The sequence below is a fragment of the Bacillus sp. SRL337 genome, assembly GCF_984799155.1.
This window is the reverse complement of the sequence record NZ_OZ481793.1, coordinates 1,693,702-1,719,350: the sequence shown is the minus strand read 5'-3', so window position 1 is coordinate 1,719,350 and position 25,649 is coordinate 1,693,702. Positions and strand designations below refer to the sequence as shown.

General features: G+C 42.9%; 21 protein-coding genes. All 21 read right to left on the bottom strand.

Annotated features, from left to right (window positions below; translation table 11 throughout):
- Positions 1–29: 29 nt before the first annotated feature.
- On the bottom strand, positions 30–500 hold the full coding sequence (gene rimP / locus AC4E8A_RS08390; protein WP_490197950.1) for a ribosome maturation factor RimP: 471 nt from the start codon (positions 498–500) through the stop codon (positions 30–32).
- 406 nt (positions 501–906) lie between these two features.
- Positions 907–5,229, bottom strand: a complete 4,323-nt coding sequence (locus AC4E8A_RS08385) for a PolC-type DNA polymerase III (RefSeq protein WP_490197948.1) — start codon at positions 5,227–5,229, stop codon at positions 907–909.
- Positions 5,230–5,598: 369 nt separating this feature from the next.
- Entirely contained in the window at positions 5,599–7,305 is a 1,707-nt protein-coding gene (locus tag AC4E8A_RS08380) for a proline--tRNA ligase (protein WP_490197947.1), read from the bottom strand.
- A 128-nt stretch (positions 7,306–7,433) separates the two neighbouring features.
- Positions 7,434–8,690 carry an RIP metalloprotease RseP gene (gene rseP, locus AC4E8A_RS08375; RefSeq protein WP_490197946.1) on the bottom strand — a complete coding sequence of 419 codons (1,257 nt, stop codon included), beginning with the start codon at positions 8,688–8,690 and terminating at the stop codon, positions 7,434–7,436.
- A gap of 92 nt (positions 8,691–8,782) precedes the next feature.
- Complete coding sequence (locus AC4E8A_RS08370; RefSeq protein ID WP_490197945.1) at positions 8,783–9,931, bottom strand: 1-deoxy-D-xylulose-5-phosphate reductoisomerase; 1,149 nt, start codon at positions 9,929–9,931, stop codon at positions 8,783–8,785.
- Positions 9,932–9,990: 59 nt separating this feature from the next.
- Positions 9,991–10,785, bottom strand: coding sequence for a phosphatidate cytidylyltransferase (locus AC4E8A_RS08365; protein ID WP_490197944.1), 795 nt, complete (start codon positions 10,783–10,785; stop codon positions 9,991–9,993).
- Positions 10,782–11,576, bottom strand: a complete 795-nt coding sequence (uppS, locus tag AC4E8A_RS08360; RefSeq protein WP_490197943.1) for an undecaprenyl pyrophosphate synthase — start codon at positions 11,574–11,576, stop codon at positions 10,782–10,784. Before uppS ends, AC4E8A_RS08365 begins: the two co-directional genes overlap by 4 nt.
- 337 nt (positions 11,577–11,913) lie before the next feature.
- Complete coding sequence (gene frr / locus AC4E8A_RS08355; protein ID WP_490197942.1) at positions 11,914–12,471, bottom strand: ribosome recycling factor; 558 nt, start codon at positions 12,469–12,471, stop codon at positions 11,914–11,916.
- The gene (pyrH, locus tag AC4E8A_RS08350; protein WP_490197941.1) at positions 12,471–13,196 is read right to left on the bottom strand and encodes a UMP kinase; all 726 of its coding nucleotides are present in this window, start codon (positions 13,194–13,196) and stop codon (positions 12,471–12,473) included. The genes frr and pyrH overlap by 1 nt, the downstream gene beginning before the upstream one ends.
- 107 nt (positions 13,197–13,303) lie before the next feature.
- Positions 13,304–14,188 (bottom strand): translation elongation factor Ts, encoded by an 885-nt coding sequence (tsf, locus tag AC4E8A_RS08345; RefSeq protein ID WP_490197940.1) that lies wholly within the window; start codon positions 14,186–14,188, stop codon positions 13,304–13,306.
- A 197-nt stretch (positions 14,189–14,385) separates the two neighbouring features.
- Positions 14,386–15,096 carry a 30S ribosomal protein S2 gene (rpsB, locus tag AC4E8A_RS08340; RefSeq protein WP_119545982.1) on the bottom strand — a complete coding sequence of 237 codons (711 nt, stop codon included), beginning with the start codon at positions 15,094–15,096 and terminating at the stop codon, positions 14,386–14,388.
- A 152-nt stretch (positions 15,097–15,248) separates the two neighbouring features.
- Positions 15,249–15,809, bottom strand: coding sequence for a hypothetical protein (locus tag AC4E8A_RS08335; protein ID WP_490197939.1), 561 nt, complete (start codon positions 15,807–15,809; stop codon positions 15,249–15,251).
- Between the two features lie 73 nt (positions 15,810–15,882).
- Positions 15,883–16,638, bottom strand: coding sequence for a FliA/WhiG family RNA polymerase sigma factor (locus AC4E8A_RS08330; protein ID WP_490197938.1), 756 nt, complete (start codon positions 16,636–16,638; stop codon positions 15,883–15,885).
- A gap of 89 nt (positions 16,639–16,727) precedes the next feature.
- Complete coding sequence (locus AC4E8A_RS08325; RefSeq protein ID WP_490198805.1) at positions 16,728–17,183, bottom strand: chemotaxis protein CheD; 456 nt, start codon at positions 17,181–17,183, stop codon at positions 16,728–16,730.
- A 38-nt stretch (positions 17,184–17,221) separates the two neighbouring features.
- On the bottom strand, positions 17,222–17,857 hold the full coding sequence (locus AC4E8A_RS08320) for a chemotaxis protein CheC (protein ID WP_490197937.1): 636 nt from the start codon (positions 17,855–17,857) through the stop codon (positions 17,222–17,224).
- A 101-nt stretch (positions 17,858–17,958) separates the two neighbouring features.
- The gene (locus AC4E8A_RS08315) at positions 17,959–18,399 is read right to left on the bottom strand and encodes a chemotaxis protein CheW (RefSeq protein WP_490197935.1); all 441 of its coding nucleotides are present in this window, start codon (positions 18,397–18,399) and stop codon (positions 17,959–17,961) included.
- Positions 18,400–18,414: 15 nt separating this feature from the next.
- Positions 18,415–20,490, bottom strand: coding sequence for a chemotaxis protein CheW (locus AC4E8A_RS08310; RefSeq protein ID WP_490197934.1), 2,076 nt, complete (start codon positions 20,488–20,490; stop codon positions 18,415–18,417).
- Positions 20,491–20,495: 5 nt separating this feature from the next.
- Complete coding sequence (locus AC4E8A_RS08305) at positions 20,496–21,587, bottom strand: protein-glutamate methylesterase/protein-glutamine glutaminase (RefSeq protein ID WP_490197932.1); 1,092 nt, start codon at positions 21,585–21,587, stop codon at positions 20,496–20,498.
- Positions 21,584–22,456 (bottom strand): MinD/ParA family protein, encoded by an 873-nt coding sequence (locus AC4E8A_RS08300; protein WP_490197930.1) that lies wholly within the window; start codon positions 22,454–22,456, stop codon positions 21,584–21,586. Before AC4E8A_RS08300 ends, AC4E8A_RS08305 begins: the two co-directional genes overlap by 4 nt.
- Positions 22,453–23,610 carry a flagellar biosynthesis GTPase FlhF gene (gene flhF, locus AC4E8A_RS08295; protein WP_490197928.1) on the bottom strand — a complete coding sequence of 386 codons (1,158 nt, stop codon included), beginning with the start codon at positions 23,608–23,610 and terminating at the stop codon, positions 22,453–22,455. Before flhF ends, AC4E8A_RS08300 begins: the two co-directional genes overlap by 4 nt.
- Positions 23,607–25,643: a flagellar biosynthesis protein FlhA gene (flhA, locus tag AC4E8A_RS08290; protein WP_490197926.1), complete on the bottom strand. Its 2,037-nt coding sequence runs from the start codon at positions 25,641–25,643 to the stop codon at positions 23,607–23,609. The genes flhF and flhA overlap by 4 nt, the downstream gene beginning before the upstream one ends.
- Positions 25,644–25,649: the final 6 nt, after the last annotated feature.

Below are 25,649 nucleotides of genomic sequence, written 5' to 3'. Positions count from 1 at the left end.
TCCCCCTTCTAGTCAAGGCTCTTCCGTTTTTATGAAAAAGTGACAGCCAGGCGGGCCTTAGCTACTTTTTCCATCGGAATGTCTACCTGTTTCTTCCTGGTCTTGATGGTCATTTCTATTGATAAAGAGTTTCCGTCGTATGACAGAAGCTTCCCTTCAATCGCTTTTTCGCCATTAATAGGTTCATATGTTTTGACATGGACTATCTTACCCACCGCTTTCTCGAAATCCTTCTCCTTCTTAAGGGGGCGTTCTGCACCCGGTGAAGATACTTCAAGAAAATAATTATGGGTGATCGGGTCCATTTCATCCAGCTTTTCGCTGAGCCGCTCACTTACGACTCCGCATTCTTCGATGTCCACGCCTGTTTCCTTGTCGACAAAGACACGCAGGAACCAATTGGAGCCTTCCTTAACATATTCAACATCTACCAATTCAAGTGACATATCATCTAAAATCGGTGTCACGAGTTCATCTACGAGTTCAGTAATTTTACTCATACATACCTCCTGGATTATAAAAGAAATCTTGGACCAGGAATAATCATTCCCAGCTAATAAAATATCGGACCGCCTAGTAATATAGACAGGCATCATCACAGAACGGACTGCAACTCCTGTCTATCGCATGAACTCCCGTTAGTCTGGTACAAGCCTGAAAAAACTTGTAAGATATTTTATCATTCCTGCTACAAGAAGACTTTCGGCTTGAGGGATGAAAGGCAGAGCAAGATTCGTTTCTGTTTTAAGATGAACAAATAGAATCCAGTCAAGCAAAATCCCTAATCAACAAACGAAAGAGTGGGGGTGCCCCACTCTTTCCTTCAGAGTTATCATTAGTATTTCCAATAAAAATATACCATAACCAACATTTTTTTGCAAATATAACCCTTGACAACCCTGCCCCTCAGAAAAGGGACAATTGGTTTTGATCAGGGAGTGCATCAAGGCATCCGTGATTCGTCAGATATTCAATAATAGTCTTCGAAACCCTTCCTCTTTGCTGCAAGTCTTCCTTGGAGAGGAATTCCCCCTCTTTCCTTGCATTCACAATATTGATGGCAGCGTTTGTACCCAAACCAGGAATCGCGTTAAACGGAGGAATGAGGGAATCTCCATCAATGATAAATTCCGTGGCAGAAGAACGATATAAATCTACCTTTTGTAATTTAAAGCCTCTTTCACACATCTCCAAAGCCAGTTCAAGAACTGTCAACGTATTTTTCTCTTTTGGAGAAGCATCAAGTCCTTTATGATTGATTTCTTCTATCTTTGCCCTGATTGCCTGGCTTCCCCTTACCATTGCTTCAATATCAAAATCTTCAGCACGGACAGTAAAGTACGCAGAATAATAGAGAAGTGCGTGATGGACTTTAAAATAGGCAATCCTTACGGCCATCAATACATATGCTGCAGCATGGGCCTTCGGGAACATGTATTTGATTTTCTTACAAGAATCGACATACCATCCAGGCACTCCGTTCTTGGCCATTTCTTCTTCCCATTCAGGCTGCAGGCCTTTTCCTTTCCGGACAAACTCCATGATTTTGAAGGCGAGTGAAGGTTCAAGACCCTGATAAATCAAATACACCATAATATCATCACGGCAGCCGATCACTTCGCTCAAGTTACAAATATTGTTATGGATCAATTCCTGGGCATTCCCAAGCCATACGTCCGTTCCGTGCGAAAGGCCCGAAATTTGCACGAGTTCAGAAAATGTCGTCGGTTTTGTATCTTCAAGCATCTGCCTTACAAAGCGCGTCCCGAATTCAGGAATTCCGAGCGTACCGGTCTTACACATAATCTGTTCTTCTGTAACACCAAGAGACTCTGTACCGCTGAATATTTTCATAACTTCAGGATCATCTGTGGGGATCGTTTTGGGATCGATGCCTGATAAATCTTGAAGCATGCGGATCACGGTTGGATCATCGTGGCCGAGAATGTCGAGCTTCAACAGGTTATCGTGAATGGAGTGGAAGTCAAAGTGAGTCGTTTTCCACTCTGAATTCTTATCATCCGCCGGAAATTGGATCGGAGAAAAATCAAATATATCCATATAATCCGGAACAACGATGATCCCGCCCGGATGCTGCCCGGTCGTTCTCTTGACACCAGTGCATCCCTGGGCAAGCCTGTCTATTTCCGCTCCGCGGATTTGAAGATTATTGTCTGAAGCATACCCTTTAACATATCCAAACGCCGTTTTGTCCGCAACTGTACCTATGGTCCCGGCACGGTATACGTTGTCTTCCCCGAACAATACTTTTGTATAATCATGGGCCTTGGGCTGGTATTCACCTGAGAAGTTCAAATCGATATCCGGAACTTTGTCACCTTTGAATCCAAGGAAGGTTTCAAAAGGAATATCGTGTCCGTCCTTTTTGTATACACTACCACACTCAGGGCAGTTCTTGTTCGGAAGGTCAAAGCCGGATCCGACTGACCCATCATCAAAGAACTCTGAGTGTTTGCAAGAAGAACAAACATAATGCGGCGGCAGCGGATTCACCTCTGTGATTTCCGTCATTGTGGCCACTAAAGACGAACCGACTGATCCACGCGATCCAACCAGGTAGCCGTCGCTCAGGGATTTTTTTACGAGCTTTGCTGAAATCAGATAAATAACCGCAAACCCATGGCCGATGATACTCTTTAATTCTTTTTCAAGCCTTGCCTCGACAATTTCAGGAAGTTGTTCACCGTAGATGCTTTTAGCCATTTCATAGCTCATGCGCCTCATCTCTTCATCGGCACCTTCAATTTTAGGTGTATAAAGATCGTCTTTTATAGGCTTGATCTCCTCGATTAAATCCGCCACCTTATTGGTGTTTGTCACAACGATTTCCTTCGCTTTTTCTCTTCCAAGGAAGGAGAAACAGTCCAGCATTTCGTTCGTGGTCCTGAAATGAACATCCGGCAATTTATGGCGGTTCAACGGATTTGCACCGCCTTGAGACCCTACAAGAATCTCCCTGTGTACCTTATCCGTCGGGTTGATATAATGGACATTTCCCGTTGCCACTACTGGAAGATCCAGCTTTTCACCCATCTTCACAATATTGCTGATGATTTCTTCAAGATTTTCTTCTGTCTGAATAAGGTCCAACTCGATCAAATGCTGATAAACTTCTTTAGGATGCACTTCCAAATAGTCATAAAACCGCGCCAGCTCCTCAACTTCCTCGGGAGCCTTTTGCATCATCCCTTCAAATACCTCTCCCTTATCGCATCCTGACCCAACCAGAATACCGCTGCGATATTTCTGCAGCAACGACCTCGGGATACGGGGTACACGGAAGTAATACTCAAGATGAGAAACGGTTACAAGCTTGAACAAGTTTTTAAGCCCTTCTTCATTTTGGGCAAGCAACGTCACATGAGATGGACGGGAACGTTTATAGGCATCGCCTTTTCCCATATAATCATTAAATTGATCATGATAATGAATTCCTTTTTCATTGGCGTCCTTCAGCATTTTCAAAAGAAGGTATCCTGTTGCTTCTGCATCATAGATGGCCCTGTGGTGCTGGGTAAGTTCTACATCGAACTTCTTGGCTAGTGTGTTCAACCGATGATTCTTCATTTCAGGATATAGGAGCCTAGCCAGCTCAAGGGTATCGATTACAGGGTTTTCCGCCTTATCAAACCCTGCTTTTCCATAACCAACGTTCAGGAACCCCATATCAAATGAAGCATTATGTGCAACAAGAACCGAATCGCCCGCCCAATCCTTAAATGATTTCAGGGCTTCCTCCACCTCAGGTGCACCCTGTACCATATCATCAGTGATTCCGGTAAGGTCAATCGTGGTCGCTGATAGCGGGTGATGCGGATTTGCAAAACTCTCAAACCTGTCGATGATTTCCCCTTCATGGATCTTCACCGCCGCAAGCTCGATAATCGTGTTGTACATTGCTGACAAACCTGTGGTTTCCACGTCAAAAACAACATAAGTATCTTCCTCAAGGCTGCGATGGGCATCATTATAGGCAATCGGAACACCATCATCCACAAGGTTGGCTTCAAGCCCGTAAAGGATTTTAATACCATGCTTTTTACTTGCATTGAAAGCTTCAGGGAATGACTGGACCACTGCATGGTCAGTGATGGCGACAGCTTGGTGTCCCCATTTTTTTGCTTGTCCAACCAGGTCGCCGACTGATGAAACTGCATCCATCTGGCTCATCGGCGTATGAAGATGAAGCTCGACCCTCTTCTCGTCCTCTGGTGCTGTATCCTTCCTCAATACAGGAGTGATTTCATTAACGTCATTGGCAATCATGACTAAATCCCTGACGAATGTGTCATTCTGAATGCTTCCCCGGCAGCGTACCCACATCCCTTTTTTCACTCTGTTCATAATGGCTGCATCCTCTTTATCACGAGAAAACATCTTGACCATCAGTGAGCTTGTATAATCAGTGATTTTAAACGTCAATAATGTCCGCCCGCTGCGTAGTTCCTTTGTTTCGGCAGCAAAGATATAACCTTCCAGAGCAATTCTTCTTTCTTCATCATAAATTTGTTCTATCTTCCTGAATTCTGCATCATCTTTAATGGTCAGGCCGATATTGACAGGTCCTGACGGAGCAGCATCCTGGTCCTTTTCACTGGCCTGTTTCTGCATCTCGATGACCGCTTGCTTCGCTCTCTCTTCATCTTCCCGTCTTTTAGCCTCCAGGAACTTCTGATAATCATCATTTCCGCTCTCTGATTGTTTGACTTCAGCATCGATTGTATAAGCGGGGAAACCGAAATTCTGAAACACGGAAGAAATAAATGTGGAATATTTCCTTTTCAGGGCAACGGCCTCGGTTTGATTGGATGTCTGAATGATGATCTTGTTGCCCTTGATAGTCGGGACCTGCTGATTTAACAGGGCCAGAAGAGGCGGTGAAATACCATCAATTTCTTTGATGCATTCATTCCAATACTCAAGCAGCTGCTCCTGTGTATGGGAGTCATCCATTAGTTTTATCGAAAATTGGACTTTGGCAATATGTTGAAAGGCTTGGTGGAGTCTTATGGAAAACTCATTCCATACTTGGCATGGCACTAGTTTTTCAAGTGTAAAATAGAAGTGCCACCTTTTCTCCTGACGATCCACCAGAAGTTTATCAATCTGTGCTGATTGAAAATGCTGTACAACCGCATCCTCTGTCAATCCGAGCTGCATGAGCAGGACTTGAAATCTCTCTTTTTTACCGGCGGGATTGTCTCGCAATTCATTTCTCCCCCAATCTTTATATCTGTCTCTATTAAAAATGTTAATCTCCCTTTGTGAAAAGGACTTGTGAAATACTTATACTTTAGCAAAGCTGGTTCAGCACTGAACGGCCATTCCGCTTTATACCCATTCCAGCTCCAGGGCCACAACGCCTGGCAGATTTCGGTCTTTCTCCTTGCGATAAGTCATCATCAACTCACTTCGTTCGTTGTGATTCCTTTATCTCATGCGATAGCCCTCCAATCTGTACGGCGCTGTACGTGGCCATTCCGCTTTATACAGAACAAAGGGGCTGACCGAATGATCAGACCCTGTTGTATTCAGGAATTCTACGAATTACTTACTATCTTATCATAAAATCCTTCATTATTGATTGCGAAATAATTCCTGCAGTTTGGCAGCTAGTTCATCCTTATGGACTTCCAGGACCTCGCCGGTTTTTCTGACTTTCACTTCAACGACACCTTCCGCGGCCTTCTTTCCGACGGTGATTCTGAAAGGCAATCCAATCAGGTCAGAATCAGTAAATTTAACGCCCGGGCGTTCCTGGCGGTCATCAAACAGGACGTCGAATCGATGCTCCTTCAATTCAGCATAAAGTTGTTCTGCTAACTCCCTTTGCTCATCATTTTTGATGTTGACAGGAATGATGTGCAGATCATAAGGAGTTAAACTTGATGGCCATTGCAATCCGTTTTCATCGCTGTACTGTTCTGCTACAGCAGCAAGGGTCCGCGAAACCCCGATCCCATAACAGCCCATGATCATGGATTGAGCCCTGCCGTTTTCATCCAAGTATTGCGCACCCATGGCATCACTGTACCTTGTCCCCAATTTAAAGACGTGGCCAACCTCAATTCCTTTGGCAAATTGAATGGTTCCCTCACCATCAGGAGATGCATCACCTTCCTGGATGAAACGCAAATCTGCAAATTGATCTACTTTAAAATCTCTTTCATAGTTAACATTGGTAAAATGGAAGCCTTCGTCATTTGCACCACATACTGCATTCTTGAGGTATTTCACAGCTTGATCTGCAAGAATTTTTACATCTGCTTTACTGTTAACCGGTCCAATAGAACCGACTGGTGCATTCAGTACTTCCTTCGTTTCTTCAGCAGTCGCCAGTTCAACAACAGATGCATCAAGAAGGTTTTTGACTTTAATGTCATTCACTTCGTGGTCACCTCGGACAATGACAAGCACAAATTCATCATCTGCTTTAAACAGGAGGGACTTGATGCATTTTTCTTTTCCTGTCCCTAAATGGATGCTGACATCTTCAATGGTTTTTTGATCTGGAGTTTCAACTTTAACCATGTCTTTTTCTTCTTCTGTTGATACTTCATACTTTGACACTACTGGCGCCATCTCAATGTTGGCTGCATACTGTGAAGTATCCGAGTAAGCAATCGTGTCTTCCCCGATATCTGAAAGGACCATGAATTCATGGGTATCTTTACCACCCATGGCTCCGGAGTCCGCGATAACCGCTCTAAAATTCAATCCACATCGTCGGAATATATTCTGGTATGCCCCAAAAATCTTTTCATAAGCATCATCAAGGCTTTCATAAGAAGCATGGAAGGAGTATGCATCTTTCATGATGAACTCACGCCCCCTCAGAAGCCCAAAACGCGGCCGCTTCTCATCACGGAATTTAGTCTGGATTTGAAACAAGGTCAGTGGTAATTTTTTGTAAGATTTAATCTCGTCACGAACAAGGGAAGTGATGACCTCTTCATGAGTGGCCCCCAAGGCAAAATTACGTTTATGTCTATCTTCCATCCGCATCAGCTCTGGACCGTATGTACTCCATCTTCCCGATTCCTGCCATAATTCTGCTTGCTGCAATGCAGGCATCAATAGTTCAACACCACCTGCATTGACTATTTCTTCCCGGATTATTTCTTCAACCTTTTGGAGTACTTTGCGCCCAAGAGGAAGAAAGCTGTAAATTCCGCTTGCATTCTGCCTGATAAATCCTGCCCGCAATAACTGTTGGTGACTTTTGACTTCGGCATCTGCCGGAGTTTCCCTTAAAGTTGGAATTAACGTCATACTTTGTTTCATATTCTACCACCTCAAACATTATTTAAATTTTACGACTCATTATACGTACTCATGTGCGTGATTCCATTAGTCCCGCAAAAGAAAAGAGAACGAACAGGTTCATTCTCTTTTTCTTGCATTTACGTATCTTACAGGAAGAACCTTTGGATGTCATTCCAGGTTACTACCAGCATCAATACCATCAGGAGAGCAAAACCAATGAAATGGACCATGCCTTCCTTCTGGCGGTCGATCGGCTTTCCTCTGACCGCTTCCACTGCAAAGAACATCAACCTTCCCCCGTCTAAAGCAGGTATAGGGAGGAGATTCATTATTCCTAAGTTAATGCTTAGAATAGCTCCCCACCTCATCAGGTAATAAATACCCGACTGCGCTACAATATCTGTCGATTGATAGATGCCGACTGGCCCAGAGAGTGCATCAATCGAGAATTGTCCAGTAACGAGTTTGCCCAGCATGACAAATATCAATTTGGTCCATTCATATGTTTGCTCAAAACCATTGCCAATCACTTTCATCGGAGACTTCTCAACTGGACTATGAACCCCGATAATCCCGATTTCCTGATCCTCAATCACCTGAGGCTTAGGTGTGACAGAAAGTTCCTCTGTACTTCCGTTGCGATCGACGGTAAAGAGCAATTGATCACCAGGATGCTTTTGGATGATTGTAACGATATCTTCCCATGTTGAGATTTCGTTTCCATCAATGCTCAACACTTCATCACCTTGCTGTAAACCGGATTCCCTGGCTGCACCATCATCAGTGAGCTTTCCAAGAAGCGGTTCATTGACAGGAACTCCTTGAAGTAAACCAACCAGTAAAAAAATAACGAACGCAAGGATAAAGTTGAAAAGCGGTCCGGCAAAAATAGCCATCGCTCTTTTCCCTAATGTTTTCGAGGCAAACTGACGGTCCCAGGGAGCAACCTGTGTTTCCGCACCGTCTTCGATAATGACCGCATCCCTGCTGATTGGAAATGTCTTTAATTCTTCCTCCCCATCCTCATAACCGCGTACAAAGAGTTTATGCTCAAGATCACATTCTTCTACTTCCACTACTCGGAGGCTTGGGTATCTGTCCTTATTATTAAGGATGATTTTTTGAATCGTTTCACCTTCATTCAGGACCAAGCCCACCCGGTGCCCCGGCTTAATATCAATCATTTCCGGATCTTCACCCGCCATACGGACGAATCCCCCAAGAGGAAGAAGTCGGATTGTGTAGGTTGTTTCTGATTTTTTAAAAGAAAAAACTTTCGGACCAAATCCGATTGCAAATTCCCGGCACATAATCCCTGCCCTCTTGGCAAAAATCAAATGCCCCAATTCATGAAAGAAAACAAGTGCGCCAAAAATGACAATAAAGGCTATCACTGTCTGCAAATAGAAAACCACCTTTGTAAATGATGTATAGATCCAGAGCTTATCAGCGTTATACTTAAAGGCGTCTGGACCAGTAAAAAAATTCGGTTATATCAAGGCTGAATCGTGTTGATGTACTTACGCGTTTCAGAGTCAATGTCCATAATGGTCTTCAAATCAGGCTGCTTAATCACCTGATGTTTATCCAGCGCTTTTTCAATAAGGGTCTCAATTTGCAGGAACGAGATTTCTCCATTCAGAAACCTTGCGACTGCTGCCTCATTTGCAGCATTCAGGACAGCAGGCATGGAGCCGCCTTCCTTGCCGGCAGCAAATGAATATTTCAGGCAGCGGAATCGCTCATAATCCATGTCTTCAAAGTGGAGTTTCCCGATTTCCGCAAGATTCAATCTGCCGGCCTGAGGTCTTTCAAAACGATTGGGATAAGTAAGGGCATATTGGATCGGCACCCTCATATCAGGTGTACCAAGCTGCGCAATTACAGAACTGTCATGAAACTCAACCATGGAATGAATGATACTTTCTCTATGCAACAATACCTTTATATTTTCAAAGGGAATTCCGAATAACCAATGTGCCTCAATGACTTCCAGCCCTTTATTCATCATGGTGGCTGAATCGATCGTAATCTTGGCACCCATGGACCAGTTGGGATGGTTCAGGGCCTCATCCACCGTGACGCCTTCCAGCTGTGACCTGGTTCGATCCCTGAAACTGCCTCCGGAAGCAGTGATGATTAGGGATTCAATATTTTTTTGGCTTTCTCCCTGGAGACATTGGAAGATTGCTGAATGTTCACTGTCCACCGGCAAGAGCTGAACCCCGTTTTTCTTAGCTGCAGCCATGACGATGTGCCCCGCAGTCACAAGAGTTTCCTTGTTAGCGATTGCTATCGTTTTGCCCGCCTCTATTGCTTGGAGAGTCGGATATAAACCGACGCTGCCAAGGACGGCATTGACCAATACATCTGCATCCTGATGGCAGGCAACTTCGAGAAGCCCTTCTTCTCCCCATAGCACTTTGGTTCCCGGCGGCACTTCGTTTTCCAATGAAAGTGCATCTTCCTTCAATTGCACAGAAACCAACCGGGGAGTAAATTCATTGATGATCTTTTTTGTTTCGGCGATGTTTCTCCCTGCGGAAATCGCTGTAAGGATAAACTCTCCTTTATTTTCCCTGATGACATCCAATGTCTGTAAACCGATTGATCCGGTTGCACCCATCAAACTGATTTTCTTCAAAAATTTCACCCCTGCATAAAAACACATTTTTTTCTGTTCCGGTGTCCCTCAACATAAATCTATATCACATTTAAAAAATGAAGAAGGGGCAATACAAACAACAGACTGTCGAAACGGTCAAGAATGCCGCCATGGCCTGGCAGAAGTTGACCTGAATCCTTTACATTATAATGGCGTTTTAAGGCCGATTCCACTAAATCGCCTATTTGGCCAAACACAGATAATACAGCTGAAACGATTAAAAGCTTAGGAAGTGAAACACCCAAGTCTGAAACAAGTGTAAATATGATGGCGACAATCACTGCACATAGTACTCCGCCAATGGATCCTTCAATCGTTTTGTTTGGGCTGATATCTGGCCAAAGCTTCTTCTTTCCATAAGCCCGTCCGATAAAATAAGCCCCTGAATCCGTTGCCCATATCAAAAAGAGGGAATAAAAGACGAATTGGATTCCTGCATCGGCATTCCTTGTCTCGATAAAATAATAAAATCCTATTCCCACATATAGAGTCGCAAGGATAGCAAAAGCTGCATCATCGAATGAAAAGCGATTCTTAGCAGCGACGGTATAAGTCAAAAACAGGAGTACTGCTAACAGAGCTAGCTCAATTTTGCTGTAACCGAGGTCCTCTATAACATCAATATATTGATCGGGAAGTAAAAAAATCCATAAAAGTGCAATAGAAATGAAGCCTGGAATCGAAATAATTTTCAGGTTCCTCATTTTTAATGCTTCATATAGCCCTATTGTGGCAATTAAATAGGTCAATAGGAGAAATGGCGTTCCCCCAAACATGACGATTGGCAGGAAAACCGCCGCCGCTATTACAGCCGTAAGTATTCTTTGTTTCATTCTAATTCCTCACTTTGTATACCGCCGTACCTTCTTGATCTTCCCTGGTAGGTTTCAATTGCTTCAAGCAGATGTTCCTCCTGGAAATCCGGCCAAAGCACGGGTGTAAACCAAAATTCTGTATAAGCAAGCTGCCATAGCATAAAATTGCTCAACCGGATTTCGCCGCTTGTCCGGATCAACAAATCCGGATCGGAAAGATTCTTAGTCATTAAGTAATTTGAGAAGGTTTCTTCGTTTAATTGATTTTTATCTATTATACCATTGCTGACATCATTTAAGACATCTTTGACAGCTTCAATGATTTCAAAACGGCTTCCATAGTTCAACGCAAAGTTCAAAATCAAGCCGTCATTTTGTTCTGTTTCTTTCATTGCTTTTTTGATTGCGTTTGCTGTATGTGCAGGCAGTTTATCTTCATAGCCCATCATGGTCACCTTGACGTTTTCCTCAATCAGCTCAGGTAAAAATGTGCCCAGAAATTCTTCGGGCAGCTTCATCAGGTAGTCGACTTCCATTTTGGGCCTTTTCCAGTTCTCTGTAGAGAACGCATATAAAGTCAGTGTCTTTACACCAAGGGAATTTGCCATTCTGGTGATTTTACGGACCACTTTCATGCCTTCATGGTGGCCGGCGATTCTTGGAAGAGCCCGCTTCTTCGCCCACCTGCCATTACCGTCCATTATAATTGCGATATGATTAGGGATTCGGTGTTTTAACACTTCATGAAATTTTTCGTCAAACCCAGCCTTATCCTTTTGACTTTTCCATAATTTCATTTTATTTAACATAGTTATCCTCCAGAAAACAATAGTATCAATTCCACTTTCATGATGTTTTTTCCAGGTCTATCCCTTAGCATGACCTGATTCACCAATCCAAACAACTATGAAATTGACTCAAAATACTTTTTCCCTACTATCATATCAAAAATATGTATATTTATCTTTAAAAAACAGGAAATACTCTGTTCCTAAGGAGTTATGTATTCAATTAAAGATCTTTAATAGCCTGATCATCCTGCTCCTCATTTCCTTAAAGTGACCGCGAAATTCCACAGGCAGGAAAAAGTATTTCATTAGATGAAAAAAACCCCCTGAACAGAGGGTTTTTAAGTGATAAATGGACTCAGACTTCCAAGATTTCTTTTTCTTTATCTTTTGCAATGGAATCAATCTGCGTAATATGTTCATCCGTCATCTTCTGGACGTCATCAGAGTATCCGCGAAGATCATCTTCAGTGATTTCGCCGTTCTTTTCTAATTTTTTCAGATCATCATTTCCGTCGCGGCGGATATTACGGATTGCAACCTTAGCATCTTCTGCTTCTTTCTTTACAAGCTTCACCAGGTCCTTACGGCGTTCTTCTGTCAGCTGAGGAATCACGATACGCAGGATGTTTCCATCATTAGTAGGTGTGATACCCAGATCCGACTTCATGATCGCTTTTTCAATATCACCCAAAGCTGATTTATCGTAAGGCTGGATGACCAGCATCCTTGCTTCAGGTACAGAGATACCAGCTAATTGGTTTACTGGAGTCGGAGCTCCATAATAGTCAACAGTTATTTTGTCTAACAAAGAAGCATTAGCTCTTCCCGCACGGATAGAAGCTAATTCTCTTGTAAACGTTTGGATAGCTTTTGTCATTCGTTCTTTTGTGCTGGACATAATTTGACTTGGCATTATACTTTCCCCCTAACAATTGTTCCGATAGATTCACCCATAACAGCGCGTTTAATGTTTCCATCTTCTGCAATCGAGAAGACGATAAGCGGAATATCATTATCCATACATAGTGATGACGCAGTGGAATCCATGACAGCCAGACCTTCTTTAATAACTTCCAGGTATGAAAGTTCATCATATTTCACAGCGTTTGCATCCATCTTCGGATCAGCCGTGTAAACGCCATCCACATTGTTCTTAGCCATGAGAATAACTTCAGCTTCAATTTCCGCTGCTCTTAAGGCAGCAGTTGTGTCAGTCGAAAAGTACGGATTACCGGTTCCAGCTGCGAAAATGACAACCCGTTTTTTCTCAAGGTGGCGAATGGCTCTTCGACGGATATAAGGTTCAGCAACCTGGCGCATGTCAATGGATGTCTGAACTCTGGTTTCAACACCGAGTTGTTCAAGACTGTCCTGAAGCGCAAGGGAATTCATAACGGTAGCAAGCATTCCCATATAATCTGCAGAGGCACGGTCCATTCCCATTTCACTGCCGACTTTTCCACGCCAGATATTTCCGCCGCCCACAACTACAGCAACTTCCACGTTCAGTTCTGCAATCTCTTTTACATCTTCTGCAACACTCTTGATAATTGCAGGGCTTAAACCGAACCCTTGCTCACCGGCAAGCGCTTCTCCGCTTAATTTTAATACTACTCTTTTATACTTTGGAACGCTCATTTGAACCTCCATATGTAGTTATTTTTTTATCTGAAGCCTTCAAGGCTTTGAAAAAGAGGGAACACACAGTGTGTTCCCTTTTTTTACAACAAAGCAGACCCTGTGGGTTACTTCTTATTCACTTGGCTCATAACTTCATCAGCGAAGTTTTCCTGGCGCTTTTCAATACCTTCTCCAACTTCATAACGAATGAAGTCTGTTAAAGTCGCACCTTTAGACTCAAGGAATTGACGGACTTTCTGGTCAGGATTCTTAACGAATGGCTGATCAAGGATACATACATCTTCAAAGAATTTGCCAAGGCGTCCTTCAACCATTTTAGCCACAATATTTTCAGGCTTTCCTTCATTAAGAGCTTGCTGAGTCAGAACTTCGCGCTCACGCTCAACTTCTTCTTCAGAAACCTGGTCGCGGGATACATATTTTGGATTCAGTGCAGCAGCATGCATTGCGACATCTTTAGCAGCACCAGCATCTGTAGTACCTTCAACAACTGTTAATACACCGATTCTTCCACCCATGTGCAGGTATTCCCCGAATGCATCATTATCTGTTTTAGTACGGATTTCAAAACGGCGAAGAGTGATTTTTTCACCAATTTTAGCGATAGCAGAATTGATGAATTCACCTACTGTGCTTCCATTTTCCATTTTTTGATCAAGTGCTTCTTCAACAGTTGCCGGCTTGTTTGTCAGCAAGTGATGAGAAAGGTCTTTAACCACTGTTTGGAAGTTTTCGTTTTTTGCTACGAAATCTGTTTCAGCGTTTACTTCAAGGATAATTGCAGTGTTCCCTTCGCTTTGAATGTACGTAGTACCTTCTGCTGCAATGCGGTCAGCCTTTTTAGCTGCCTTTGCAATACCTTTTTCACGAAGAAAATCAATTGCTTTGTCCATGTCGCCATCAGTTTCTTGTAAAGCTTTTTTACAATCCATCATTCCAGCGCCAGTTTTTTCACGAAGTTCTTTTACCATTTGCGCAGTAATTGCCATAATGATATTCCTCCTTTAGGTATGATATGTAAACCTTAAAATGCTTGTACTTTTTATTTTCAAAAAAAGGTGATAAGGGTTATCCACTCATCACCTTTTTCAGATCAACCGTACCACGTATGATCCACAGCAGTTTCTGCCTAAGTAAGGTGCAGATTATCTGTCTTCCATATAAGCCGGTCTTTTAATGCTTTTGATTACTCAGCAGCAGGAACAGCCGCTTCTTCACCTTGCTTAGCTTCAAGGATAGCATCAGCCATTTTTGAAGTAAGAAGTTTAACCGCACGGATTGCATCATCATTTGCAGGGATAACAACATCAATTTCATCCGGGTCACAGTTTGTATCAACGATACCAACGATAGGGATGTTCAGTTTGCGGGCTTCCGCTACAGCGATACGCTCTTTACGAGGATCGATGATGAATAGTGCATCAGGAAGTTCTTGCATATCTTTAATTCCGCCCAGGAATTTAACTAGACGTTCATGTTCTTTTTTAAGTTGTACTACTTCTTTCTTCGGAAGAACCTCAAAAGTTCCATCTTCTTCCATCTTTTCGATTTGTTTAAGACGGGAAATACGCTTTTGGATTGTTTCGAAGTTAGTCAGTGTACCACCTAACCAGCGTTGGTTAATGAAGTACATGCCTGCACGTTCTGCTTCTTCTTTAACAGATTCCTGTGCTTGTTTTTTAGTACCTACGAAAAGGACTTTTCCGCCGTTGCCAGCCAGTTCCTTAACGAAGTTGTAAGCTTCTTCAACCTTCTTGACTGTTTTTTGAAGGTCAATGATATAGATGCCGTTACGCTCAGTGAAGATATACTTCTTCATTTTTGGGTTCCAACGGCGAGTCTGGTGACCGAAATGAACACCAGCTTCAAGCAATTGTTTCATAGAAATTACTGACATGTGTGTTTCCTCCTAATTGGTTTTTGTTTTCCTCCGCTCATGATCATCTCCAGGCAGAAACTTCTTTAAAGCACCTTCCGCCGGAATCCTATAAGCGTGTGTAATCACACCGTTAACTAATATAGCACAATCAATTACAGCAATCAAGAAATTTATTTTTGACTTTGTCGAAACTTTAATAAAAGCTCGATTTCCGTCACACCCTTGCCCAATTCTCTTGCAATTTCCTCAATCGTATACCCTTTACCTTGAAGAATTTGAATTTGGTGAATAAACGGATCTTTATCAAGGGTTTCAGATGCAGGTGTATTTTCACCGTATTCGGAACTCATTTCGTTCGCATTCTTTGGTGTATACGCCTTGACTGCATTTTGGCGCCTGTATGAGTGGCTGTTGTAAAGATCCTTATCCTTTTCAGGGGAGTCTCTCTCCGGTTGCAAGACTTTCTCTGCAGCGTGTTTGATTTTGTTGACCTTTTCTTGACTGCTTTCGGATTTCACTTCCTTAACTGCTTTGAACTGCTGGATGAACCGGTCATTTTCCTCTTTCATTTCAAAAAGGTAAGACGAAATAAGGTCCTCCATTTCACTGACAGCTTTTTCCTGTCGTTTCTCAACTTCCAGCAGCCGGTTTTGCCTGGTATATAGGAGAACAATCGCCAAAAGAGCGATAATATTCAGGATAAAAGATATAAGAATTAAAAATGTTTGCATCTGCTCACCATGATTCCTTTTTTCAGTAGTATATTGATTCAGATCAGATCTGAATTTCCCGGTCCGGGGACATTCAAGAAAGTAGATTCCGAAGTTTGAAAATAGCTTTGGAATGAATTTGTGAAATACGGGAGGTCGATAAATTCATAACTTCCCCAATCTCAGTGAGTGTCAATTCTTCGTAGTAGAACAGGCTGAGCACCATTTGCTCCTTTTCAGATAAAGAACGGATAGTATCTGTCAACTCCATGATATTTTCATTTTTTAGCAGCTCAGCTTCAGGCATGATCGTTTGATCGTCTTTTATCGAAAAAGAATGACTCCCATCGCTGTCTTCATCCGAAACTTGTTCGTCTATTGATAGGACATTGGCCAGAAAGTATTCATTCATGGTTTGAAATACTTCTCCTTCCTCCATCTGCATTTCCTGAGCAATTTCCTCAGGTGTTACATGACGGAGAAATTCTTGTTCCATTGACTCAATTTTCGCTTCAATCTTCTTTGCTCTTTCCCTTGTGGAGCGCGGAAGCCAATCTTCCTTTCTTAGGCCGTCAATAATGGAACCCCTGACCCTGAAGGATGCGTAGGTATCGAATTTCAGATCCCTTGAAGGATCGAATTTCTCAAGTGCATCCAGCAGGCCCATAAGGCCGAGGCTTTTTAAATCTTCTCGGGACACATTCTTGGGCAGCCCCACTGAAATTCTTTGAACATGGTATGAAACAAGCGGCAAATATTTTTTGACTAGCATATCTCCAGCATGGGCATCTTTGGAAGACTTCCACAGATCCCAGTATTTTTGCTCATCTGCTGCAGAGGGCTGAGACATGATACTCCTCCTCCCGATTATTAGATTGGCTGTATTGTTTCAGGTGTAATCGATTTAGTTCATTTCTGTTTGCTGAAGTCACTCTGTCATCAGATGTTTTTGACACCCAAATTGACAGTCCGAACATTTAAGAGAGAACTATCCAAGTTAAACTCAATTGTCCTTCCATTATTTCCGCCGGTATCTTCGGCTACTAACGGAATACCTAAACTCGTAAGCTCTTGTTTCACTGCTTCCGTATTCCTGGGGCCGATCCTCATTAAATCACTGCCGGAAGTGAACTGGAACATTTGAGCCCCGCCAGCAATTTTGGCTTTCAAACGAGTGATCCGGCCTCCCTGGAGACTCAACAGTCTTACTAACTCACGAATTCCAGTGTCTGCGAACTTGGCCATTTTAAAGTCATTGCCTTTTGCGAGGCTGGACTCAGGCAGCATAACATGGACCATCCCGGCAAGCCTGACAGCCTCATCATAAATGACTACCCCTACACAGGAACCAAGCCCTGAAGTTCTGATCGATTGAGAGCCTTTAACGATTTTCATATCCGCAATGCCTACTTTGACTACCTCTTGAATAAGGCTCACGATTCAACACCCAATGATTTAAAGATGGTTTCAAATGATTCGGGATCCGGAAGCAGGAAGAAATGCCCCTTAACACTTTCCGATTCTGCTATATCATCTTCTTTAAGGGCAGTATCTATTACAATAGCCATGTCGCTGATTTGTGATAATTCCAAAAGTCCGAAGCTTATGACCGCCCCTGCCATATCCACTGATAAGGCTGGAACGGAGGGATAAAGATTCAAGTTTGTGAAATCACTTAAGGAAGAAAGATAAGAGCCTGAGAGTATGTTCCCCAGTTCCTGCATGGCTGATAATCCAAGTTCTGAGAATGGCGGTTTCTCAAAAGAAAATTCTAGTTCGCCTGTCATCTGATGGATGAAGCGGGACCCTTGGGATAATGGAAGGACAAAGAACATACTTCCCGGCGCATCCCCTTCAATGCGCAGAAACACACTGACCACTACGTTTTCAGGTCCTCCTGCCATTTCCATCATCTCATCAAATGAAACGACCCTGACCTGTGGCACTTTCATATCGATTTTCTTATTCAATAGGGTTGAAAGGGCTGTTGCAGCATGTCCTGCACCGATATTCCCTATTTCTTTCAGTATATCCAGATGAAGGCTGGTAACCTTTTGTTCAAATCCCATAATTTAAATACCCCAGTTTGATAAATTTACAGATTCCTAAGGAAGGCCGGAAGCTGATCCGGCCACTGGCAGCTTGACTTGCTGATCAGCAAGTCAAGCTGTTAGTTCAGGACTTCTTCCAGATTCAAGAGAACAAGCAGTCTCTTTTCAAGTTTGGCGACACCGCTGATATAGTCAGCCTCCACACTCCCAACTACTTCGGGCTGGGATTCTATTGCTTCAGCAGGAATATCGAGGACATCATTGGCTGCATCCACGACCAGGCCGACTTCCATATCATTGACCCCGGCAATGATGACTCTTGTTTCTTCTGAATGTGCCTCTTGGGGAAGTGAAAACCTGCTGCGCAAATCAATGACAGGTGTTACAACCCCGCGCAGGTTGATGACCCCTTTAACAAAAGGAGCAGCTTTAGGAACGCGGGTTATATGTTCGACTTTTTCAATGGAATGCACCTGACTGACAGGAATTGCATACTCTTTTTCCATTAATTGAAAAACAATTACTTTTATGTCTGAAGCAGCTGTTGCCATTTCACTCATGCCCTTCGCCTCCCATTATTTGATCAATGCATTGCAATCAACAATTAAAGCTACCTGTCCGTCACCAAGGATTGTAGCTCCGGAGATTGCAAATACATTTGTAAGATAATTTCCAAGTGATTTCAAGACCACTTCTTGCTGGCCAATGAATGAATCCACAACTAGACCGGCCATCCTGTCTCCTTTTCGTACAATGACTACCGAGTAGAAGTCATCTCCCTCTTGCTTAGGGATTTCAAATACATCTTCGAGGAATAGGAGCGGGACAACCTTCCCTCTGAAATCGATCACTCTTTGATTGTGTGCATTCAATATATCCTCTTTTTTGATGATGGCTGTTTCAATGATGGAGGACAACGGGACAGCATATTTTTCCTGTTTCACTTCAACGAGCATGACCGAGATAATGGATAATGTGAGTGGAAGCTGGATGGAGAACGTGCTTCCTTCTCCCAAGATTGAATCGATTGTGATTGAGCCGCCAAGTGATTCTATGGTTGCTTTTACAACATCCAGGCCTACTCCCCTTCCGGATATATCAGAAATTGTTTCTGCTGTTGAGAATCCAGATGCAAGTATCAATTCATACACCTGACGGTCAGATAAAGCAGAAGCAGTGTCTTCTGTGACAACCCCTTGGGAAATTGCTTTTTGCAGGACTTTCTCCCTGCTGATTCCGCCGCCGTCATCGGAGATTTCTATGAAGACGTGATTGCCGCTGTGATAAGCTTTCAGCGTCACGGTGCCTTCTTCAGACTTTCCATTCTGACTTCGGACTTCCGGGGTTTCGATTCCATGGTCAATGGCATTCCTTAATAAGTGAACAAGCGGATCGCCAATTTCATCGATCACTGTCCGGTCAAGCTCTGTTTCTGCACCGACGATTTGCAACTCGATTTTTTTATTCAGATCTCTTGCAAGCTGCCTGATCATGCGCGGGAATCTGTTAAACACTGTTTCTACCGGTACCATTCGCATATTGAGTATGATATTTTGCAAGTCTCCGGATATTCTGGACATTCTTTCCACTGTTTCATTTAATTCAGGATGATTTAGTTCCTTGGAAATTTGTTCAAGTCTTCCTCTGTCAATAACAAGTTCTTCAAATAGATTCATTAATATATCAAGCCGCTCAATGTTCACCCGGATCGTCTTATTACCTGCACCCGCTTGTTTAGAGGGAACCGTTTCTTTCTTTTCCTCTTTTTTGGCAGCTGTGTTTGACGGAGTCTTTAATTGTGATTCGAGCTTTGCTGTTTGTGGAGAAGGTTCGTTTGAAGAAGACTGATCATCACTTTGAGAACTCTTTCCTTCATCATTATCCACGTTTACAAGACTGACCTCCACACTATGTACCTCTGAAACTTTCATCACCTTTTTCTTCATGTCTTCAGGGGTTTCTTTCGTTATAATGCTGACAAGGAAAGCTTGATCAAAGTTCTCTTCTTCTAAGATTTCTACCGTTGGCACGGATTTAATGACTTCTCCGCACTTTTCCAAAACTTCAAAAACCATAAAGACTCTTGCGGCTTTTAAAAGGCAGTCTTCTCTTAAAGAAACGGAAACCTCATAACAATTAAATCCTTGCTCTTTTGATTGTTCAATGACCGTTTGTTCAAATTGATCATACTCAACAGACCTGGACTCGGGAGCAACCGGGGAAAGTACTGCAGCAGCCGCCTCGTCCTGAGCTTTTATGCTGTCTATCGACTCTCCCTTTTCTATAAGCGAAAGCTTTTGAACAATCTCTGAAACATTTCGTTTTCCATCCCCGCCCTCAGCAATCGACATGACCATTGCTTCAAGGTCGTCCACTGCCATGAACACCACATCAAGAATAAGTGAAGATACTTGGATCTTACTGTTTCTGATTGCATCCAGTACATTTTCCATCTGATGCGTCAAGCTTGCCAGGTCTTCATAGCCCATTGTCGCAGCCATCCCCTTCAGCGTATGGGCAGATCTGAAAATTTCGTTAACGATTGTCAGATCCTCAGGATTTTTCTCAAGTTCAAGCAATTGTACGTTACAGGTTTGCAAATGTTCTTTACTTTCCTCGATAAATACTTCTAAATACTGATTCATTTCCATGAGTTTCACACCTCTCTAGGCAAATACTTCATAATACAGCCAGCAATATTTTCTACAGATTCAATATCATCTACCAGATTGGTAGATATCGCAGCTTTCGGCATGCCATATACGATGCAGGAGTCTTCTGCCTCGGCAATTGCCTTGACCTTGCCTTTTTCCTTTAATTCCACCAGGCCTTTTGATCCATCTGTGCCCATGCCTGTCATGATGACAGCGACTTTTTCATACTTGGATAGTTCACTGATGGATTCGAACATGACATCCACTGCCGGACGATGTCCGCTCCGTGGCGGTTCAATGTTATCGATGACTGCCACTAAACCGGTCCCCTTTTCCTTCACTTTAAGGTGGAATCCTCCTGGTGCGATATACGCGGTTCCCTTCTTAAGCACTTCTCCATCCTCTGCTTCCTTTACAGAAATGCAGGAAAGTGAATCAAGCCGATTAGCTAGTGACTTTGTAAACCCCGGGGGCATATGCTGGACAATTAGGATTGGCGCTTGAACATTTGCAGGGATGGCAGTCACGACTTGCTGAAGCGCTCTTGGCCCTCCTGTAGAGGTGCCTATACAAATAATTTTATTTTGGTGTAGATTCCACGGACCCCTATTGTCTTCACCGTTTTTTTTGATAGGGGCAGGGTGGCCGGGAATGATCCGGGCTGCCGAATTTGTCTTCTTAAGCCGCATTAATGAGACACTACTGGCATTCAGCACCTTGGCAATCAACTCTTCTTTGACTTTATGTAAGTCTAATGAAATGGCTCCTGACGGCTTCGGGACAAAATCTACAGCACCGTTGTTCATTGCCGTAATTGTGTTCTCGGCGCCTTCCTTTGTTGTAGAGGAAAGCATCACTACCGGAAGTGGCTGTTTTTCCATGATGACTTTTAAAGCTTCTATCCCATTCATTTCAGGCATTTCTACATCCATAGTCAGCACATCTGGACGATACTTTTCTATCTTATCCAAGGCATCTTTGCCATTCCTGGCAGTACCCACTACTTCCAAAAGCGGTGAGCTCGAGAGAAAATCTGTTATAAGCTTTCTCATGAATGCTGAATCATCCACCACCAGGACTCTTTTACGATTCATCTGCCGTTCCTCCTGAACAGAATCCTTTTCAAGTTTGAAACGAATCCTTTTTTCTTTGCAGGTGTATAAGTTGTGTTACCGGCAAGGTATTGATCCAGTACACGGTTCAATGATGTTGCTATAGCAGATTGAGGGAATGAAAGCAGCAATGGGACTTGCAGGGTTACAGCTTTCCTGACTGAAGCATCCTCGGGAAGGACGCCGAAAAGAAACACTTCTTTATTCAAAAATTTACCCATTGCCTGTTTCAGCCGTTTTAATGTATCGGACCCCTCTGCTTCATTTTCAGCTCTATTGCAAATCAGATAAAAATCCTTTTCATAATCTTTCATATAGATATATTTCATCATGGAGTAGGCATCTGTCACTGCTGTAGGTTCAGGGGTGGTCACGACGAAAATATCATCGACCGACATCAGGATTTCCAGTGTGTGACGTGCTGCTCCCGCTCCCATATCAAAGATAATATAATCATACGAATGGACAAGTAGTGAAAGGGCGCTCAGAAACCTTTCAATATCAGTATCGTCCCATTCAACGATATTCTGAAGCCCATTGCCTGCACTTATATAAGAAGTCCCTTCTTCATCCGTAAAGACAATATCTTCTATCAGTGTATCGGGGATGTCCATAAAATCGGTGATCGTCTTGTCCGGCTGTCTGCCAAGGATGATGTGAATGTTGCCCATTCCGATATCCAAATCAAACAATAGGACTTTATTGCCCTTCTTCTGCAATGCCAGGGAAAAATTCACAGCAAAATTGGACTTGCCTACTCCACCTTTTCCGCTGACGACTGCTATTGTCTTTGCACTCCTGGACTGCGCTTCGAGAATCTTTAACCGTAAGCCTTGTGCTTGATCGTTCATGTCTCTATACCATCCATCACTAGATCCACAATCCCTTTTGGAGATGCTTCTGATATATCTTCGGGTACACTCTGACCTAAAGTAATGTAGGCGGCACCTTTTTCTTCATTCCTTAAAATATTGTACATCGTTCCGTAGCTGGAGGTTTCGTCTACTTTTGAAAAGATGAATTTCTCTATTGGCAATGCAGAAAAATTAGTTATGATCTCATTTAGATCTTTTTCTTTAGCAGTCATTGCTAATACAAGGAAGGTTTCCATATCATTTTTGAAATCAATCACCTTTTCAAGATCTTGTACATATTTCTCTTCCCTGAAATTGCGCCCTGCTGTATCGATAAAAACGACATCATAATCATTGAATTTCTCTATCGCCTTTTGAAAATCAGCCAGTTTGTATACAACTTCCAAAGGAACATTCAACAGCTGGGCATATGTTTTCAACTGTTCGATTGCAGCTATTCTATATGTGTCCGTAGTAATGAATGCGATTTTTTTTCGTTTTTCCAAGACCGCTTCAGAGGCCATTTTTGCAAGCGTAGTTGTCTTTCCAACGCCGGTGGGACCTATTACATTTACATATTTCTTCGTATAACTGATTCCTCCAAAAGAGAAGGCCCCAAGTTTTTCGTTCATAAAGTTTGAAACAGCAGTTTTCAACTCTTCAGTGGATAATGAATCATTGTTTTCAAGGGTGTTCACCAAATGCTCAGCTGTTTCGATTATATAGTCCTCATCTACCTCTTGTTCTTTCAGTTCCAACAAGAACCTTTGAATATTTTTTGGATAATATTCATAACCTTTATTGGTTTTCAACTGCTGGACAATGGACCTTAATTCAGTGATTTCTTTTTTAAACTGAGTGGTATGGTTTTCTTCATTTGCATCAGCGTGTTTTTCCATTACAGGTGGAACAACAGCCGCTGGGGCTTGGGTCCCCGGCTGATATGCGGGGATTCGTTTCTCTTTTGAATTTTTTAATGGATTCGGGTCAATGGCAGCAATAACTTCAATGTTCTTCTGTTTGAATAATCCGAGGAATCCCCCTGAATAGATTATTTTAGAGTTCAATATGACTGCACTTTCACCTAGTTCCGCACGAATCTTCTTCATGGCTTCCGGCATGGTAGGTGCTGTATATTTTTTTACTTTCATTCAATATTCACCAACCCTAAACTTTGGACTTCAACATTTGCTTCTAATTCGTTATAAGAAAGTGTCGGTACTTGAGGGAAATACCGGTCAATCAATTGGCGGAGATACATTCTTACAGCAGGTGAACACAAAATCACAGGAGATTCCTCCATTAGGGAAAGCTGCTCCACCTGTGAAGCTAGGGCCTCTAGGATTCTCTGGGAATCATTCGGATCCATGGACAAATAATTTCCATGCTCTGTCTGCTGAACAGAGTCGGCAATCATTTTTTCCACTCTTCCAGATAAAGTGATCACCTTCAAAGTGCCCCCTTGGTCTACATATTGAGAAGTGATCTGCCTTGCCAGAGCCTGACGTACATATTCAGCCAATAAATCGGTATCTGTACTCATCTTGCCATAGTCAGCAAGTGTTTCAAAAATGATAGGCAGGTTTCGAATGGATACATTTTCTCTTAGAAGTTTGGCCAGCACTTTTTGAACTTCTCCGACAGACAATGGATTTGGTGTAACTTCTTCTACCAGGATTGGATAAGATTCTTGAAGGTGATCGATAAGCTGCTTTGTTTCCTGTCTTCCAAGCAGTTCGTGTGCATTATTTTTAATGATTTCGGTTATATGAGTTGAAACGACAGAAGGAGGATCCACAACGGTATACCCGAAAATCTCCGCTTGTTCCTTCATATCTTCACCTATCCATTTAGCCGGCAGTCCGAACGAAGGTTCTATAGTATCGATTCCCTCAATAGACTCATCTTCAACTCCCGGGCTCATTGCCAGGTAATGATCAAGAAGCAGTTCCCCTCTCGCCATCTCATTTCCTTTGATTTTCAGCCTGTATTCGTTCGGCTGCAGCTGGATATTATCCCTGATTCGTACCACTGGAATGACTAACCCAAGTTCAATCGCCAACTGTCTTCGTATCATGACGACCCTGTCAAGAAGGTCCCCGCCTTGATTGGCATCGGCTAAAGGAATCAGTCCGTAACCAAATTCAAATTCGATCGGATCCACGTTAAGCAGATTGACGACACTCTCTGGACTTTTCATCTCATCCTGCTCTCTCTCTTCTTCCATTTCAATCAGGTCTTCTTCATCTTCTTGAGGTGCCCGTGAAAGCATGAAGCCCCCGATTCCAAGAGCTGCAGCTACAGGAATGGTCAGGATATCATTGATTGGAGTAAATAAGCCTAGAAGGAAGATCGTTCCTCCCGCCACATACAGCATTGGCGGAAATGCCAATAGCTGATCAATAATATCTTTCCCAAGATTTCCGTCGGATGCCGCTCGAGTGACGACAATACCTGTAGCTGTCGAGATCAGCAAAGCAGGGATTTGGCTGACGATACCATCGCCCACTGTCAATAATGAATACCTGGTTGCCGCTTCGGCAATAGGGAGTCCCTGCTGAGTCATCCCGATGATGATACCGAAAATCAAGTTCATCAACACAATGATGATACCGGCAATCGCATCTCCTTTAACGAATTTCGATGCACCGTCCATCGCCCCATAAAAATCGGCTTCACGGCTTACTTTTTCTCTGCGGTCCCTGGCTTCATGTTCGGAAATGATCCCGGCATTAAGGTCTGCATCTATGCTCATCTGTTTACCCGGCATTGCATCAAGGGTAAATCGTGCAGCAACCTCGGACACACGTTCCGACCCCTTCGTTATGACAACAAATTGGATAATGATTAAAATGATAAAAACAACTAGACCTACTAAAATATTTCCGCCAACGACAAAGGTACCAAATGTTTCCACAACATCTCCTGCTTCTCCATTACTGAGGATGGAACGGGTTGTTGACACATTAAGGCCAAGCCTGAATAAAGTCAATAACAATAGCAGGGATGGGAAGATGGCAAATTGCAGGGGTTCATTCATATTCATGGATGTAAGAAGAACAAGCAAAGCCAATGAAATATTGATGATGATCAGTACACTTAACAGCCAAGGCGGAAAAGGAATGATTAGCATGGCGACGATAAGGATGACGCTGAATAATACGGATAAATCTCTTGCTGACAATTGCAT

Coding starts and splice junctions, on each gene's coding strand:
- AC4E8A_RS08330 (WP_490197938.1), bottom strand. CDS start 16,638: ATGTCTCAGCCCTCTGCAGCAGATGAGCAAAAATACTGGGATCTGTGG.
- AC4E8A_RS08320 (WP_490197937.1), bottom strand. CDS start 17,857: ATGGGATTTGAACAAAAGGTTACCAGCCTTCATCTGGATATACTGAAA.
- AC4E8A_RS08380 (WP_490197947.1), bottom strand. CDS start 7,305: ATGAAACAAAGTATGACGTTAATTCCAACTTTAAGGGAAACTCCGGCA.
- AC4E8A_RS08365 (WP_490197944.1), bottom strand. CDS start 10,785: ATGAAACAAAGAATACTTACGGCTGTAATAGCGGCGGCGGTTTTCCTG.
- AC4E8A_RS08310 (WP_490197934.1), bottom strand. CDS start 20,490: ATGGAAATGAATCAGTATTTAGAAGTATTTATCGAGGAAAGTAAAGAA.
- frr (WP_490197942.1), bottom strand. CDS start 12,471: ATGCCAAGTCAAATTATGTCCAGCACAAAAGAACGAATGACAAAAGCT.
- AC4E8A_RS08305 (WP_490197932.1), bottom strand. CDS start 21,587: ATGAATCGTAAAAGAGTCCTGGTGGTGGATGATTCAGCATTCATGAGA.
- rimP (WP_490197950.1), bottom strand. CDS start 500: ATGAGTAAAATTACTGAACTCGTAGATGAACTCGTGACACCGATTTTA.
- pyrH (WP_490197941.1), bottom strand. CDS start 13,196: ATGAGCGTTCCAAAGTATAAAAGAGTAGTATTAAAATTAAGCGGAGAA.
- AC4E8A_RS08325 (WP_490198805.1), bottom strand. CDS start 17,183: ATGAAAATCGTTAAAGGCTCTCAATCGATCAGAACTTCAGGGCTTGGT.
- AC4E8A_RS08300 (WP_490197930.1), bottom strand. CDS start 22,456: ATGAACGATCAAGCACAAGGCTTACGGTTAAAGATTCTCGAAGCGCAG.
- rpsB (WP_119545982.1), bottom strand. CDS start 15,096: ATGTCAGTAATTTCTATGAAACAATTGCTTGAAGCTGGTGTTCATTTC.
- tsf (WP_490197940.1), bottom strand. CDS start 14,188: ATGGCAATTACTGCGCAAATGGTAAAAGAACTTCGTGAAAAAACTGGC.
- AC4E8A_RS08335 (WP_490197939.1), bottom strand. CDS start 15,809: ATGCAAACATTTTTAATTCTTATATCTTTTATCCTGAATATTATCGCT.
- uppS (WP_490197943.1), bottom strand. CDS start 11,576: ATGTTAAATAAAATGAAATTATGGAAAAGTCAAAAGGATAAGGCTGGG.
- AC4E8A_RS08315 (WP_490197935.1), bottom strand. CDS start 18,399: ATGAGTGAAATGGCAACAGCTGCTTCAGACATAAAAGTAATTGTTTTT.
- flhF (WP_490197928.1), bottom strand. CDS start 23,610: ATGAAAGTAAAAAAATATACAGCACCTACCATGCCGGAAGCCATGAAG.